The following is a 15400-nucleotide window of genomic DNA, read 5'->3' on the forward strand; positions in this document are numbered from 1 at the left end:
GATTATAAAGCTACTATTGAGTACAAAGACATAAGCTCTAAAAATCAAAAAGTTATTTTAGAAAAAGGTGAAAACCTTGGCGAAAAAGTAGGTATAGAGTATCTTAATAGCTATGTAGTAGAAAAGATTACAAAAAGTGAAGTAATTTTTACAAATGATATTTCACTGCCTCTTGGAGTGAGTGAAAGTTACGGTGTGCTTCTTGATGAGATGCAGCGTGTTATTGTAGATACTGCTATTAAAAATCATTTTGAGAGGGAAGAAGAGCTATTTAAACTTGATATAAAAGCACTTTGTCTCTTCTTTATAGATAGAGTTGATAAGTATTTGACAGATGAGGGTATAAACGGAGAGCTTGCAAAACTTTTTGAAAAATTGTATCTTAAAAATTTAGAAGAAGTTTTAAAAAGAAAAAACCTTGATGAAGAGTATAAAAAGTATCTTTTGAAAACAAAAGAAAGTCTAAACGAGATACATAGCGGATACTTTGCAAAATCTAAAAAAGAGGGAGATGAAGCAGAGGCTATAGAGCTGATACTCAACAAAAAAGAGGAGCTACTCTCCTTTGATAGTGATCTTAGATTTATCTTCTCTCAGTGGGCACTGCAAGAGGGTTGGGATAATCCAAATGTAATGACACTTTGTAAATTAGCCCCAAGTAACTCTAAAATATCCAAACTCCAACAAATTGGTCGTGGACTTAGACTGGCTGTTAATCAAGATGGTAAGAGAATAACTGGGGATGATAGTAATTTTGAGTTTATCAATGAGCTTTTTGTAGTGGTGCCATCAACGGAAGAAAACTTTGTAACTTCCATACAAAATGAGATTAGTGAAAATAGCATTAAGCAAGTTTCAAAACTGTTTAACGAAGATGTTATGGTAGAAAATCATATAGCAGCTACACCAAGAGCGGCAACTAAACTACTTGATGAACTTGAAGAGATGGGATTTATTACTATCAATGAAGATGACATGAGTGAAATAACTATATCAAAAGAACAATATAGCTCAAAATCAAAAGAGTTGGAGTCTTTAGAGATGAAAGGGTGCGATAGCAAAAAACTAAAAGAGTATTTTGATAGCTTCTTTAAAACATCTAACCGAGTTAAAGCTAAAGATAGAAATGGTAAAAAAGAAAAAGGAAAAATCAAAATTCATCAAGCCAACTTTAAAAAGTTTAAAGCTCTGTGGGACAACCTAAACTATGATGCAGTTGTAAAGTATGATATTGATAGCGATACTTTAATCAAATCAGCGATACAGATGATAGATGCAAACTTTGAGACAAGCGGTCAAGATATCATCATAAAAAGAGATAAGAATGTTGAAAATAAAGAGAAACATGACAGCGAAAAAGAAACCCTAACGGTAGAAACACACTCCATTTTTACACTTTATGAGTTTATAAAAGCATTATCAAACAATACAAAACTTAGTATGCAAACGATAGCTAAAGTCATGCATGGAATCAAAAAAGAGAAGTTTGGCTTAATACCTCAAAATGAGAATTTAGCACTCAAAAAAATAGAAGAACAACTTGTGAGTGCCATATACGAAACAATCATAAATAAAATATCTTATGACTTAAGAGAGATAAAAACTTGTAACACTTCTCTTGCCGATAAAAATGGAAATGTTAAAGAGTTTATACCAGAGGGAAGCTTAGGTGTTGAGACATATAAGATCAAGTCTCAAAATGTAAGAGAAAAATCAATCTATGATGAAGATTTTATGGAGGTTGATAGTAGTATTGAAAAAATAACAATAGATGAGTCAAGTGATAAAAAAATTGTAGTTTTTGGAAAACTACCAAAAGTCAATATTCCGACCGCTCATGGAAGAAACTATAATCCAGATTTTGGATATGTAATAGAGTCTAGTGATCACAAAGAACTATACTTTGTTGTTGAGACTAAGGGGTATGAAAATAAAAATGATATAAGCACTAAAGAGAAATTGCAGATAAAAAGTGCCGAAGCATTTTTCAAAGAGTTAAAAGATAATGGTGTAAATGTAGAGTATAAGACAAAGATAAATAAAGATGATTTATCTCAAATGATTAAGGATATTTTGAAGTAAGATTTTGTTAGTTTTTTTGATAAAAAGGCTAAGATAGCTAGTCCTAACCTTTTTGATTAAATTGAAATGGGGTGATTTAGTTAAATATAATACATTTTCCAATAATCATTATACTGCTTTTTGTATGAATATAAAGGATGGCAGTGAAAACAATAGAGATGAAGTTAGAAGATGACTTATATGAAAGTATTTTGAGCAAATATTAAATCTAATGATATGAATGTTACACCAGAGAATATTGATTGGTGGGGCAAGATTTAAGAAAAATATCAAAGAGACTTGGAAGCAGAGGGAAGAGAAATTTCTACAGAAGAAAATCCTTAAAGTGCTCATTCTATTTCTTAAAAAGGTTATTTAGTTTCGTTATTTAAGTAGTTTGAAGTGATTTTAAGAATGGTGGACCCTCAGAGATTCGAACTCTGGGAGGTATAACCCTCGCCGGTTTTCAAGACCGGTGCAATCGACCAACTCTGCCAAAGATCCACGTTTATATTTGAAAAGATTTTTTAAGTTTATAACTGGAGGTGCCACCCAGATTTGAACTGGGGATAGCAGCTTTGCAGGCTGCGGCCTTACCACTTGGCGATGGCACCAGTCAAAAAACATATAAAATCAATGGTGCCCGAGGCCGGACTTGAACCGGCACAGTATTGCTACCGGGGGATTTTAAGTCCCCTGCGTCTACCGATTTCGCCACCCGGGCATCGTTGGGTGTTTTAATTAACAGTTTATAATTTAAAAAATATGGAGCGGGAAACGAGGTTCGAACTCGCGACCCCAACCTTGGCAAGGTTGTGCTCTACCACTGAGCTATTCCCGCAATTTATGCACTTAGTTTTTTTTAAGTGAGCGGAATTATAGCCACTTTATTTTTATTTGTAAAGAGTTTTTATTAAAAAAATAAAAAAGATGCTATAATCGCATTAATAATAAAAAGAGATAAACTATAAATGAAGGATTTTAATGAGAAGTGATACAATAAAAAAGGGTTTTGACAAGGCTCCACATCGTTCATTACTTCGAGCAACGGGATTAAAAGATGAAGATTTTGATAAACCGTTTATCGGGATAGCTAACAGCTATATAGACATCATTCCCGGTCACTTTTTCTTGCACGAGTATGGCGAGATTGTAAAGGATGCAATTCGTGAAGCCGGAGGAGTTCCTTTTGTATTTAACACTATAGGTGTTGATGATGGTATTGCTATGGGGCATGACGGCATGCTATACTCTTTACCTTCACGTGAGATAATTGCAGACTCTATTGAGACTGTTATGAATGCGCATAAGCTTGATGCTCTTATATGTATCCCAAATTGCGATAAAATTGTTCCTGGTATGATAATGGGCGCGCTTCGTGTTAATGTTCCTACGGTTTTTGTCTCAGGCGGCCCAATGGCAGCAGGGCATAAAAAAGATGGTACACCGATAGATTTGTCGACTGCATTTGAAGCCGTAGGCGAGCATGCTGAAGGGAAGATAACAGATGAAGAGCTTTATGATATAGAGTGCAATGCATGTCCATCGGGTGGTAGTTGTTCAGGTATGTTTACCGCAAACTCTATGAACACACTATGTGAGGCTATGGGTATTGCACTTCCTGGAAACGGGACTGTTTTAGCTATGACTCCTGCTCGTATAGAGATGGTTAAAAAAGCTGCTAAGAGAATTGTTGAGATGGCTAAGGCAGATGACAGCAAGTATAACCTTCGCAATGTATTAAACGAAAAAGCGGTTCATAATGCATTTGTGGTTGACATGGCTATGGGTGGAAGTTCAAATACGGTTCTTCATATGTTGGCTATTGCTAGAGAAGCGGAGGTTGATTTCCCGATTGAGAAAATCAATGAGATTGCGGATAGCGTAGCACACATTGCTAAAATATCTCCATCATTAACAACAGTTCACATGAAAGATATAGATGATGCCGGCGGAGTTAATGCGGTTATGAAAGAGGTAAGCAGAAGAGGCGGACTTCTTTATCTTGACAACCCTACGGTAACGGGAGAAACACTAGGCGAGAGAATTAAAGATGCTAAAATTCTAAATAAAGAGATTATTCATACAAATGAAAATGCCTTCTCACAAGTCGGTGGACTCTCAATTCTTTTTGGAAACCTTGCACTAGAGGGCGCGGTTGTAAAAACAGCAGGTATTGAGGCGCATATGCGTCAGTTTAAGGGTAGTGCAATCTGCTTTAACTCCCAGCCGGAAGCCATCAAAGGCATAATGAGCCGTAGCGTTAAACCTGGCAATGTTGTTGTTATCCGCTATGAAGGACCAAAAGGCGGTCCCGGGATGCAAGAGATGCTTGCACCTACCGCGCTTATTCAAGGCATGGGGCTGGGTGATAGCGTTGCACTTATTACCGATGGTAGATTTAGTGGAGCGACAAAAGGTGCTAGCATTGGACATGTCTCTCCAGAAGCTGCTGAGGGCGGTTTAATAGCTTTTGTTGAAGATGGAGATGAGATAGAGCTTGATGTAGATAAGCACATTTTACGCCTCAATGTAAGTGATGAAGTGATAGCAAAAAGAAAAGCCAACTATGTGCCGTATAAAAATGAAGTAAAGTCAAAATGGCTTAAGAGATACCAACTTTTAGTCTCAAATGCTTCAAATGGAGCAGTTTTAAAAACTGAGCTTTGATGATTTGTACGCAATATGAGCGAAGCCCATCTTGCTACGCTAGCCGCTTAGACGCTGAAGCTAGCCTCTTACGAGGCAGAGAATAATAAATAGTAGATAGGAATATAAGATTTGAATGCAATTGCAATAAAACACAACGATGAGATAGTAGATTTACAAACTGCTAAAGAGCTTGGTTTTGAGGGTGAGCAGATTCACTTGGACAACTCGCCTGACTCTTTAGAAGTTCTTCGCCACTCTACAGCGCACCTAATGGCTCAAGCCATAAAATCACTCTACCCTGACGCAAAGTTTTATGTCGGACCTACCGTAAAAGAGGGCTTTTACTATGATTTTAAAACTAAAGAAGAGATTGGTGAAGGTGATCTGAAGACTATTGAAAAACAGATGCTCTCCTTTGCTAAGAAAAAGTATAAAATAGAAAAGTATGAAATTACAATGAGTGAGGCAAAAGAGAAGTTTAAAGATGATAATCTAAAACTCTCTGTCATGGAGAGGATTACAAGCGATACTGTTTCTATCTATAAACAGGGAGAGTTTGAAGATTTGTGCCGTGGACCTCACTTGCCAAACATAGGGCTTATAAGATACTTTAAGCTTACTAAAATAGCAGGCGCATACCTTGGAGGAGACTCTAAAAATGAGATGCTTACTCGTATATACGGGATAGCATTTGCAGATAAAGAGGCACTAAAAGCTTATCTAGACATGATGGCTGAAGCTGAGAAACGAGACCATCGTAAAATAGGTGCAGAGATGAAGATGTTTGCATTCCGTGAAGAGGTTGGAGCAGGTTTTCCTATCTGGCTTCCGGCGGGTGGACGACTTCGCTCAAGATTAGAGTCACTTCTTTTTAAGGCGCACCGTAAGCGTGGTTATGAGCCTGTTCGTGGTCCTGAAATGCTAAGAAGCGACCTTTGGAAAACATCAGGACATTACCAAAACTATGGCGAAAACATGTACTTTACAAATATCGATGAGATAGAGTTTGGCATAAAACCTATGAACTGTGTCGGTCATATCAAAGTATATGAGGAGGATCTGCACTCATACAGAGACCTGCCTCTGAAATATTTTGAGTATGGTGTTGTTCATCGCCATGAGATGACGGGTGCGCTTCATGGACTCTTTCGTGTTAGAGAGTTCACGCAGGATGATGCACACATCTTTTGTAGAGCAGATCAGATTGAAGAGCAGATTATTGAGGTTGTTGATTTTGTAGATAAAATTATGTCCACATTTGAGTTTGATTATAAGATGATGATCTCTACAAAACCCGAAAAAGCAGTTGGAAGCGATGAAGTGTGGGAAGTTTCTACACAGGCTCTAAAAAAAGCGATGGATAAAAATGCCCTTATTTATGAGATAGATGAGGGTGGCGGAGCTTTTTACGGTCCGAAGATTGATATTAAAATAACAGACGCAATCGGCAGAGAGTGGCAGTGTGGCACTATTCAACTAGATTTTAATCTTCCTGAGAGATTTGAGCTTGAGTATAACGGTGAGAACAATGACAAAATTCAGCCAGTAATGATTCATAGAGCAATTTTAGGTTCTTTTGAGCGTTTTATTGGTATATTGACAGAGCATTACGCTGGAGAGTTTCCAATGTTTATAGCTCCGACTCAAGTTGCGATTGTTCCGATTGCTTCTACGCATAACGACTATGCTAAAGAGTTAGCTGATAAGCTGATGGATTTGGGAGCAGATAGTGAAATCTACTCTAAAAACGACTCTTTGAACAAAAGAGTAAGAACAGCGGAAAAGACGAGAGTGCCTATGTTGATAATTATAGGTGATGAAGAGGTCCAGTCTCGAACTGTTGCAATACGTGACAGAAGAACGAGAGAACAATATAACTTAAGCGAGAGTGAATTTCTCTCACTTATACAAACTAAAATAAATGAGGTGAATTTTTGATTAAAAAAGACCGTGTCATAATGAATGACGATATTCGTGTACCGGAAGTGCGTTGCAATATAGATGGAGCAGAATCTTTAGGAGTAGTCTCTATTGATGAAGCTAGAGAAAAAGCAAATGAGATGGGTTTAGATTTGGTTTTAATTGCTCCGGATGCAAAGCCTCCCGTAGTAAAAATTATGGATTACGGTAAGTTTAAGTATCAAGAAGAGAAGAAGCAAAAAGAGCAGAGAAAAAATCAGGTCAAGATTGACGTTAAAGAGATTAAACTATCTGTAAAAATTGCAGACAATGACATAAAATATAAAGTCAAACATGCAAGAGAGTTTTTAGAGCAGGGTAAACATGTGAAATTTCGCGTATTTTTAAGAGGTCGTGAAATGGCTAACCCGCAAGCCGGAAAAGAGGTTCTCCTTAGAGTTTGGCCTATGGTTGAAGATATTGGCGTTATGGAAAAAGAGCCTAAGTTTGAAGGTCGCTACTACAACATGTACGTCGTCCCTCAAAAGTAGCGATAGCGGTTTCGCAGAAAACTTTCTTTAGAAAAGTAGTTTTTTAAACGCAGAACTCTCTGCGTTTATTTATAATAGCTGATTTTTAATAAACTCAACGTAGTGTCCCTCTTCATCTTTTAACTCCTCATGTGTTCCTTTTTGAACTATTTTTCCTGCGTCTAGTATATAAATCATATCTGCATTTTTAACAGTACTTAATCTGTGGGCTATTGTTATAACTGTTTTATCTTTTAGTATCGATTCAATGGCAATATGAAGTTTTGCCTCTGTGTGAGCATCTAGCGCTGAAGTGGACTCGTCAAATATAACAACACTTGGATTTGCTATGACCATTCTTGCAATGCTTAAGCGTTGTCTTTGACCGCCTGAGAGTCTTATGCCATGATGACCTACTATTGTATTAAGGCCATCTTTCATCCCCTCAAGCATCTCTTTAAGTTGAGCTATCTCAAGAGCCGCATAAATCTCCTCATCGCTGACGCTTTCATCTCCCATAGTTATGTTAAATCTTAGGGTAGAGTTGAAAAGTATAGGCATTTGAAGGACTAAAAATATCTTCTGTCTTAGAGATGTTTTGTTTAAATCTTCCGTCTCTATACCATTATACGTAAGAGAGCCGCTATTTTTTTCATAAAAGCCTGCAATAACTTGAGCAAGTGTAGTTTTACCGCTTCCACTAGCTCCAATAAAGGCAATCTTAGAGCCATGTTTAATATTAAGAGTGATATTCTCAAGAGCATTTTTATCATTTGTGTATGAGAAGTTTAAATCTTTTAGAGATATATCCACATCTCGCGAATCTATACGTCTGCTTCCTGTTTTTTCACTTTTTAACTCTAGTATTTTGTTTAATCTCTTAAGCGCAGCCATAGCAGAGGAGTAGCTATACTGCATGGAGAGTATATCTTGAACTGGGGTCATGATAAACCAGATATAGCCAAACATCGCAAACATCATACCTATGCTTAAATCGCTATATGCGACTAAGAGAATACCGGAGGCTCTTAGAAGCTCAAACATGATTAAAAATATAGTGTAGGAGAGTTTTTCATACGCAACGCTTTTGTACTCATATCTGTTTGATGTTATCTGAATATTTTTTGCATCATCTACCGTATTTGAAAAGAAATAGCTCTCTTTATTACTTGCTTTTATCTGCCCGTAAAGCTCTAGAGTTTCCCCCAGAGTGTTTTGGAACTTCTCAATTGCCTGATTCTCCTCTCTTTTAAGAGAGCCTACTCTTCTTGACATCTTTTTACTAATTAGCATAATTAGAGGCTGGATAATCAAGATAGATATACCCAAGATGGGATCTATCGCAATCATGACGACACCTACTGCAACCAATGTCAAAACAGATGAGATAAAACGGCTAGCACTTGTTAAGATAAAATTATCAAGCGTGTTTACATCAGTAATCAAGTTTGAGGTAATTGCACCGCTTCCAAGAGTTTCATACTCATTCATGGAGGCAGATTTTAGATGCAAAAGCAGTTTTTTTCGCACCATAAAGGTTACATGTTTTGATATTTTTGTAAAAATCTTTGTAATAACAACACTAAGAACATAGTAGATAAAACGTAGAAAAATAACAGCAAATGTAACTATGGCTATATAGTAAAAAGGGGATGTTTCTCCAAAGAGGTAGTTTATGCTTCCTACAAAGTAGGAGGGTTTTTCTAAAAGGATTTCATCTACCATGACAGGAAGCATAAGCGGGACAGGTATGCTTACAAGAATGGCGAGTATAGTTACAATCTGCCCATATATAAGGGGAGATTTTTTATCTAAAATTAGAGCAAAAATAGTTTTAAGTGTGATTTGCTCTTTATTCATAATCTAGAGTGCTTTGCGCAAGTCACAAAAGGCTACTTAGAAATTTTAGCTTTTAGAGCTTCTTGCTCCATTGCACTGCTTACATATTTTATGACAATAAGTTTTTCGGTATCGTTAATATACCACTCAGCTATATGTTCCTGTTCAAGATCTTGAAGCTTTGATATGTCAACCTCTTCTTGTGGTATATAGAGATGAGAGTATTTTGTCGGGTTTTGAAGCTTTAGCGTCCATAGCAGCCAGATGGTAGCTACTACGGCTACAGAGACACCGATAGTCGCTCTATCGCTAAAGCCAAGAAGAAGACCTGCAGATGTACCGCCGACAAATGTAGCAAAATATGCAACGGAGTTGGAGATACCAAGCGCAGCTCCCTTTTGGTGTACCTTAGCGAACTTGCTTATCATTGACTGAACTAGAGGTTCCATCATATTAAACGCAACAAAAAACATCACAACACCTACTATAAAGATTGTGCTTGAAGCGGTAAGCCCCATAACTAAAAACGAACCAATAAAGAGAACTATTGAGAGCAGAAATATCTCTTTTGGTTTGTTATATTTCTCTCCAAAAACTGCAGCCGGACCCATCGCAGCCAAACCAAAAAGCATTGCAGGCAGATACGCCATATACAAATCAGACTTCTCCCAAGCAAAAGTATCGCTTGTTAATATAATAGGAATAAGAACAAAAGCGATAGTCATAAGACCTTTTTGCATAGCATTGATGACTATCATGTTTAAAAGATTTGGATCTTTTAGGATATCCGAAGTTTTTGATGTTGCATGATAAGTGTGCTTAATCCTAGGGGGTGTTGGCACTTTTGTAAAGAGAAGTATAATTGCTAAAACTGCAAAAACAGCTGTTAATATAAAAAGAAAGTCAACCCCATAAGCAGCACCTAAAACCGGTCCAACTCCCATAGCAAGAGCAAAACTAAGAGCGATAGAGGCTCCCATGATTGCCATGGCTTTACCGCGAATCTCCTCTGCAACTAAATCAGAAATCATGGCAGTAATAACAGAGCCTATCGCACCGGCACCTTGAAGAAATCTTCCTACCATAAGCGTATATATATTGTCGGAGTATGCACAAATGATAGAGCCGATTAAAAATACTATAAGACCAAAAAGCAGAGTCGGTTTTCTACCTACCTTGTCGCTCATTGTTCCAAAAGGGACTTGAAATAGTGCTTGTGTTAGCGCATAACCGCCGACAACTATACCTACTAGAAGAGGAGTTGAACCTTCAAGTTCAAGCGCATAAACCGAAATTACCGGTAAAACCAAAAAAAGACCTAAAAATCTTAGAGAGAGGATTGCTGAGAGTGGAAATACTTTTTTAAACATTATCTACCTTGCTTTAATTTTGGAGCACCTTAAAGTGTTATTAAGGGTTTTAGAGGTGCCCTTTATATATAATTGCGTAATTATATTGAAAAGATTGTTTACACAAACTTTTTAAATCAAAAAAACTTATGTTCAAAGTAATTTATAAGGATTGTATGTGAAGTTAGTATTAGCCACCTCAAACAAGGGTAAAGTAAGGGAAATAAAAGCACTTTGTGAAGATTTTGAGGTGATACCTTATAGTGAAATTATAGATGAGTTTGAGATTGTTGAGGATGGAGATGACTTTAAGAGCAACGCTCTTATAAAGGCAAGAGCAGTCTTTAAAGCTTTAAATGACGATGATGTTGTCGTATTTGCGGATGATAGCGGGATAAGCGTCGATGTTCTTGATGGGGAACCCGGAATTTACAGTGCAAGATACGCAGGGGCAAATGCAACAGATAAAGATAATCTATATAAGCTAATTAGTGATATAAAGGCTAAAAATGTCAACTCTTCGCCGGCGCACTATACAGCAGCAATAGCTATAGTTACAAAAGAAGCAGAGTATACAGTTCACGGTTGGATGTATGGAGAGGCAATTACAAAAGCTCTAGGTGATGGCGGTTTTGGTTATGATCCTATGTTCATCCCGCTTGGGTATGATAAAACACTAGCAGAGCTGGATGATGAGGTAAAAAAAAGAATTTCTCACCGCGCAAAGGCGTTGAGCTTAGCAAAAATAATTTTACAGTCTCTATAGAATTTTTTTGCTGAGTATATAGAGAGACTTTTCGATTTTAGTTAGAAAAAGTTCTAGTTTTGAGTTATATCTTTGTAAAGTTTGCATGCCACATTCCCTATAAAGTTTATGCACTATAAGCAAACACTATTCCACTGTTATATTATTAAACCTTTAGTTAAACATTAAGAGTAAAACAATCCCGAAGATTATCCTATAAACTCCAAAAGATACAAAAGTAAACTTCTCTAAAAATTTCAAAAAGAGTTTCATTGTCAAATATGCAACAATAAAAGAGGTTACAAACCCAATTGCTAAAATAGTGATATTACTCTCTGTAAAATCTTGATAATGCTTTAGTAAGTCATAAGTGGCAACTGCCCCCATTACGGGAAAAGCAAGCAGAAAACTAAACTCTGCACTAGCTTTTCTGCTAAGACCCACAAGAAGTGCACCGATGATGGTAGAACCCGCTCTGCTAGTTCCCGGAATGAGCGCAAAAACTTGAGCAAAACCTATTACAAGGGAGTGTTTAAGTGTTACTTGCTCTACATCGTGGATAGTTTGTGCATCTTCGTGTATAAAAAACTTCTCAACAATCAAAAATATTACCCCGCCAACTATAAACATAACAGCAACTATATTTACGCTAAATAGCTCTTTTATTTGTGAGGAGAAGATAAAACCGATAAGAGCCAAGGGCAAAAAGGCTATAAATACATTCATCCAGAGATCTATTTTTTTTAGAGTAAACTTATCTCTGTAGTTAAAAATTACAGCTAGTATCGCTGCAAACTGAATAATGACTTGATATGCCTTATTAAGAGCATTTTGTTCAATGCCCAAAAATTCACTAGCAACTATAAGGTGCCCTGTTGAAGAGATTGGTAAAAACTCCGTAAAACCCTCAATTATGCCTAATATTACCGAGTCTAGTATTGTCATGAGAGCCTTTTTATGATTACATCTTAGATAATTTAGTGAAATTTTAGCATAAAACAAAGTTTATTAATAAAGAGACACTTTAAGTTTTTTGGATATAATGCGAGGTTTTAAATCATAATCTATTTAGGAACTTTTATATGTTACTTTTCACTCCCGGACCGACCCCCGTACCTCAAAATGTTCGTAATGCCATGAGCGATGAGACGATGCACCATCGTACTCCTGAATTTGAGGTTATTTTTGAAAAAACAAGAAAATATCTCTTTGAGCTTTTTAAAAGTGATGAGGTTGTTATGCTCTCTTCAAGCGGAACAGGCGCTATGGAGGCTGCTGTGGTCAATCTTTGCCACAAAACGCTTTTAAATGTAAACTCCGGAAAATTTGGCGAGAGATTTGGCAAAATTGCAGCGGCTCACGACCTTGGCAGTATTGAGATAAAAAACGAGTGGGATACAGCAGTTAGTGTTGAGGCAGTTGTAGAGGCTGTTAAAGGCAACTCTGAGATTGATGCTATTGCAGTTCAGATAAGCGAGTCTGCAGGCGGGCTTCGTCACCCTGTCGAAGCGATAGCAAAAGCTGTTAAAGAGATTAATCCAAATATTATGATAATAGCTGATGGCATCACTGCTGTTGGCGTTGAGAAGATTGATATAACGAATATTGACGCTCTGATTGCAGGAAGTCAAAAAGCACTTATGCTTCCTCCGGGACTTGCGATTTTGGGTCTTAGTAATGCGGCTATAGAAAAAATTGGCAAGGGGAGGGGTTACTACTTCAATCTTGCTACAGAGATAAAATCTCAAAGAAAAAACACTACCGCATGGACGGCAGCGACTACGCTTACTATTGGACTTTTAGAGATACTAGAGACGATAGAAAAAAATGGTGGATTAGAGAAGCTTTATGAAGAGACTAAAAGTAGAGCAGAAGCTGTTAGAGCCTCATTGGAAGCAATAGGTCTGCACATATATCCAAAAACTCCGGCACTCTCTATGACAACTGTAGATGATGAAAATGCATCGCAGATAAGAAAAATGCTTAAAAATGATTTTGGCGTAAATGTTGCCGGCGGGCAAGATCATTTAAACGGTAAGATTTTTCGTATAAATCAGATGGGTTTAATCCCTCCTTACGAGATGGCATGGGTTGTAAACTCTATTGAGCTCTCTCTTGCAAGATTGGGGCGTAGAGCTTATGATGGAACTGCTAACAGAGTATTTAATGAAATATATTTTAAAGTGGCTACGTAATGATTTTAGAGCATGAGATTCCTAGCGGTTCAAAACTCTACTTCGGCAGTAGCGCTAAGATAAAAAGAGAGATAGAAAAAGCTGCTAGTGATATTTTGTACTCTAAGGGATTTGAGGAGATAGTTACGCCGATATTTTCCTACCATCAGCATAAAAGCATTGCTGATGAGAGAGAGCTCATAAAAGTAAACGATGAGAAAAATAATGCAATCTCTCTTAGAGCAGACTCAACTATAGATGTCGTGAGAATTATCGAAAAAAGATTAGGACGCAACACCGAACACAAAAAGTGGTTCTATATTCAGAGTGTCTTTCGTTATCCTACAGAGGAGCAGTACCAGATAGGTGTTGAGTTTATGGGCGAGAGCAAACTATCATCAGTTTTAAATATTGCAGTAGATATTTTTGATGCACTCGAAGTCAAGCCTCTTATTCAAATCTCAAATATGATGATACCAAAGCTCTTGGTTGAGATGTTTGATGAGCTGACATTGGAAGATTTTCGTCATCTAAATATAGAGAAATTTTTAAGCCTAAAAGTTGATTGGATAGAGAAACTTGTCTATCTTCAGCATGAGCATCAGGTTGATGAGTTGCTAGATATGGTTCCAGACGAGATAAAAACAGAGCTTTTGAAGATGAAAAAGCTTTGCGATGAAATCTCTTGTCAAAATAGTGTTTTAGCGCCGATGTATTATGCAAAGATGCTCTACTATGATGAACTTTTCTTTAGAGTTATAGATAAAAATGAGGTCTTTGCCAGAGGCGGAAGATATAAAAATTCAGAGCTAAGTTCTGTGGGTTTTGCGATTTATACAGATATATTAATAGAAACAAAAGCGAAGTAAAGAGGAAAATGATGAAAGCAGATTTAATAGTAGGCATCCAGTGGGGTGATGAGGGCAAAGGCAAAATTGTCGATAGGCTTGCATGTGAGTATGATATGGTTTGTAGAAGCCAAGGCGGGCATAATGCGGGACATACAATCTGGGTTGATGGCGTAAAGTACGCACTTCATCTTATACCTTCCGGCGTACTGAATCCAAAGGCTATAAATGTCGTTGGAAACGGAGTTGTTCTCTCTCCTGAGTCTATCATTAAAGAGATGGCACAGTTTGAAGGATTAGAGGGACGTCTTTTTATATCAGACAAAGCTCATCTAAATCTCTCCTATCATGCTATGATAGATCAAGCTAGAGAGAGATTAAAAGGCGACAAGGCAATAGGTACTACAGGCAAGGGGATAGGACCTGCTTATGCGGATAAAATAAATCGTATCGGACATAGAGTAGGTGAGCTTTTAAACCCTGCAAAACTTTGTAGTTCAATTATGAACTATTTTGAGCAAAATAGAGACATTTTTGATATTTTAGAGATAAAAACTCCAAATAAAGAGGAGCTTTTAGAGGAGCTTGAAGGATATAGAGTTAAATTTGCTCCTTTTATTACAGATACAACACAGATGCTCTGGAGAGCTCTCGATGAAGAGAACAAAAGAGTTCTACTAGAGGGTGCTCAAGGCACTATGCTTGACATCGACCATGGAACATATCCTTATGTAACTTCAAGTTCAACGGTTAGTGCCGGCGCTTGTACCGGGCTTGGAATAAACTCCAAAGATATAGGTAAAGTAACCGGAATAGTAAAAGCATACTGTACGCGCGTGGGCAATGGACCGTTTCCTAGTGAAGATTTGGGCGAAGATGGTAAAAGACTCGGCAAGCAAGGACACGAATTTGGAACTACAACAGGACGTGCTAGAAGATGTGGCTGGTTTGATGCGGTTGCATGTAGATATGCAAGCCGTCTAAACGGTTGTGACGAGTTAGCTCTTATGAAGCTTGATGTTCTTGATGGTTTTAGTGAAGTAAAAATTTGTGTTGCTTATGAGCTGGATGGTGTAGAGATAGATTATCTTCCTCAAAATCTAGAAGATGTAAAACCTATATATAAATCATTCAAAGGCTGGAGCGGCTCCGCTGGGGTTAGAAAATTTGAAGATTTGCCAAAAGAGGCACAAGAGTATGTAAGAGTGATTGAAGAGATAACAAAAACAAAAGTAGGTATAATATCAACATCTCCGGAGAGAGAAGATACAATAATCTTATAAATAAAATATAAAATTGCACT

11 protein-coding genes and 4 tRNA genes are annotated in these 15400 nt (G+C 37.3%); 8 read left to right on the plus strand and 7 right to left on the minus strand.

From position 1 onward, the window contains the following. A partial coding sequence (locus M0Q20_RS07065) for a DEAD/DEAH box helicase (protein WP_295059819.1) occupies positions 1 to 2082 on the plus strand: 2082 nt, incomplete at its 5' end. 394 nt (positions 2083 to 2476) lie between these two features. Here the strand turns inward: M0Q20_RS07065 and M0Q20_RS07070 are convergent. From M0Q20_RS07070 to M0Q20_RS07085, 4 genes are all read right to left on the minus strand, one after another. Then, a tRNA-Ser gene (locus tag M0Q20_RS07070) sits at positions 2477 to 2565 on the minus strand. A 36-nt stretch (positions 2566 to 2601) separates the two neighbouring features. Next, positions 2602 to 2675: transfer RNA gene (locus M0Q20_RS07075), tRNA-Cys, on the minus strand. 23 nt (positions 2676 to 2698) lie between these two features. Next, positions 2699 to 2785: transfer RNA gene (locus M0Q20_RS07080), tRNA-Leu, on the minus strand. Between the two features lie 42 nt (positions 2786 to 2827). Further along, positions 2828 to 2902: transfer RNA gene (locus tag M0Q20_RS07085), tRNA-Gly, on the minus strand. A 143-nt stretch (positions 2903 to 3045) separates the two neighbouring features. Here M0Q20_RS07085 and ilvD point away from each other — a divergent pair. The 3 genes from ilvD to infC all read left to right on the plus strand — a co-directional run bounded on the left by ilvD (position 3046) and on the right by infC (position 7163). After that, positions 3046 to 4731 carry a dihydroxy-acid dehydratase gene (ilvD, locus tag M0Q20_RS07090; protein ID WP_295059822.1) on the plus strand — a complete coding sequence of 562 codons (1686 nt, stop codon included), beginning with the start codon at positions 3046 to 3048 and terminating at the stop codon, positions 4729 to 4731. Positions 4732 to 4857: 126 nt separating this feature from the next. Further along, complete coding sequence (thrS, locus tag M0Q20_RS07095; protein ID WP_295059887.1) at positions 4858 to 6651, plus strand: threonine--tRNA ligase; 1794 nt, start codon at positions 4858 to 4860, stop codon at positions 6649 to 6651. A 20-nt stretch (positions 6652 to 6671) separates the two neighbouring features. Further along, positions 6672 to 7163, plus strand: a complete 492-nt coding sequence (infC, locus tag M0Q20_RS07100; protein ID WP_295059890.1) for a translation initiation factor IF-3 — start codon at positions 6672 to 6674, stop codon at positions 7161 to 7163. A 69-nt stretch (positions 7164 to 7232) separates the two neighbouring features. Here infC and M0Q20_RS07105 read toward each other — a convergent pair whose 3' ends face one another. Together M0Q20_RS07105 and M0Q20_RS07110 are read right to left on the minus strand one after the other, a co-directional pair. Then, entirely contained in the window at positions 7233 to 9002 is a 1770-nt protein-coding gene (locus M0Q20_RS07105; RefSeq protein WP_295059825.1) for an ABC transporter ATP-binding protein, read from the minus strand. A 32-nt stretch (positions 9003 to 9034) separates the two neighbouring features. After that, positions 9035 to 10351, minus strand: coding sequence for an MFS transporter (locus tag M0Q20_RS07110; protein ID WP_295059828.1), 1317 nt, complete (start codon positions 10349 to 10351; stop codon positions 9035 to 9037). A 157-nt stretch (positions 10352 to 10508) separates the two neighbouring features. Here M0Q20_RS07110 and rdgB point away from each other — a divergent pair, with 157 nt between their 5' ends. Next, positions 10509 to 11096 (plus strand): RdgB/HAM1 family non-canonical purine NTP pyrophosphatase, encoded by a 588-nt coding sequence (rdgB, locus tag M0Q20_RS07115; protein ID WP_295059830.1) that lies wholly within the window; start codon positions 10509 to 10511, stop codon positions 11094 to 11096. A 153-nt stretch (positions 11097 to 11249) separates the two neighbouring features. Here rdgB and M0Q20_RS07120 read toward each other — a convergent pair whose 3' ends face one another. Beyond that, positions 11250 to 12020, minus strand: coding sequence for an undecaprenyl-diphosphate phosphatase (locus tag M0Q20_RS07120; protein WP_295059833.1), 771 nt, complete (start codon positions 12018 to 12020; stop codon positions 11250 to 11252). A 137-nt stretch (positions 12021 to 12157) separates the two neighbouring features. Between M0Q20_RS07120 and M0Q20_RS07125 the strand changes: the two genes are divergently transcribed. The 3 genes from M0Q20_RS07125 to M0Q20_RS07135 are packed head-to-tail and all read left to right on the plus strand — an operon-like array spanning position 12158 to position 15380. Further along, entirely contained in the window at positions 12158 to 13270 is a 1113-nt protein-coding gene (locus M0Q20_RS07125) for an alanine--glyoxylate aminotransferase family protein (protein WP_295059836.1), read from the plus strand. Further along, positions 13270 to 14118, plus strand: coding sequence for an ATP phosphoribosyltransferase regulatory subunit (locus M0Q20_RS07130; RefSeq protein ID WP_295059839.1), 849 nt, complete (start codon positions 13270 to 13272; stop codon positions 14116 to 14118). Before M0Q20_RS07125 ends, M0Q20_RS07130 begins: the two co-directional genes overlap by 1 nt. An 8-nt stretch (positions 14119 to 14126) precedes the next feature. Beyond that, on the plus strand, positions 14127 to 15380 hold the full coding sequence (locus M0Q20_RS07135; RefSeq protein WP_295059840.1) for an adenylosuccinate synthase: 1254 nt from the start codon (positions 14127 to 14129) through the stop codon (positions 15378 to 15380). The last annotated feature ends 20 nt before the right edge of the window (positions 15381 to 15400 follow it).

It is taken from the genome of Sulfurimonas sp. (assembly GCF_023229025.1).
GTDB lineage: Bacteria > Campylobacterota > Campylobacteria > Campylobacterales > Sulfurimonadaceae > Sulfurimonas.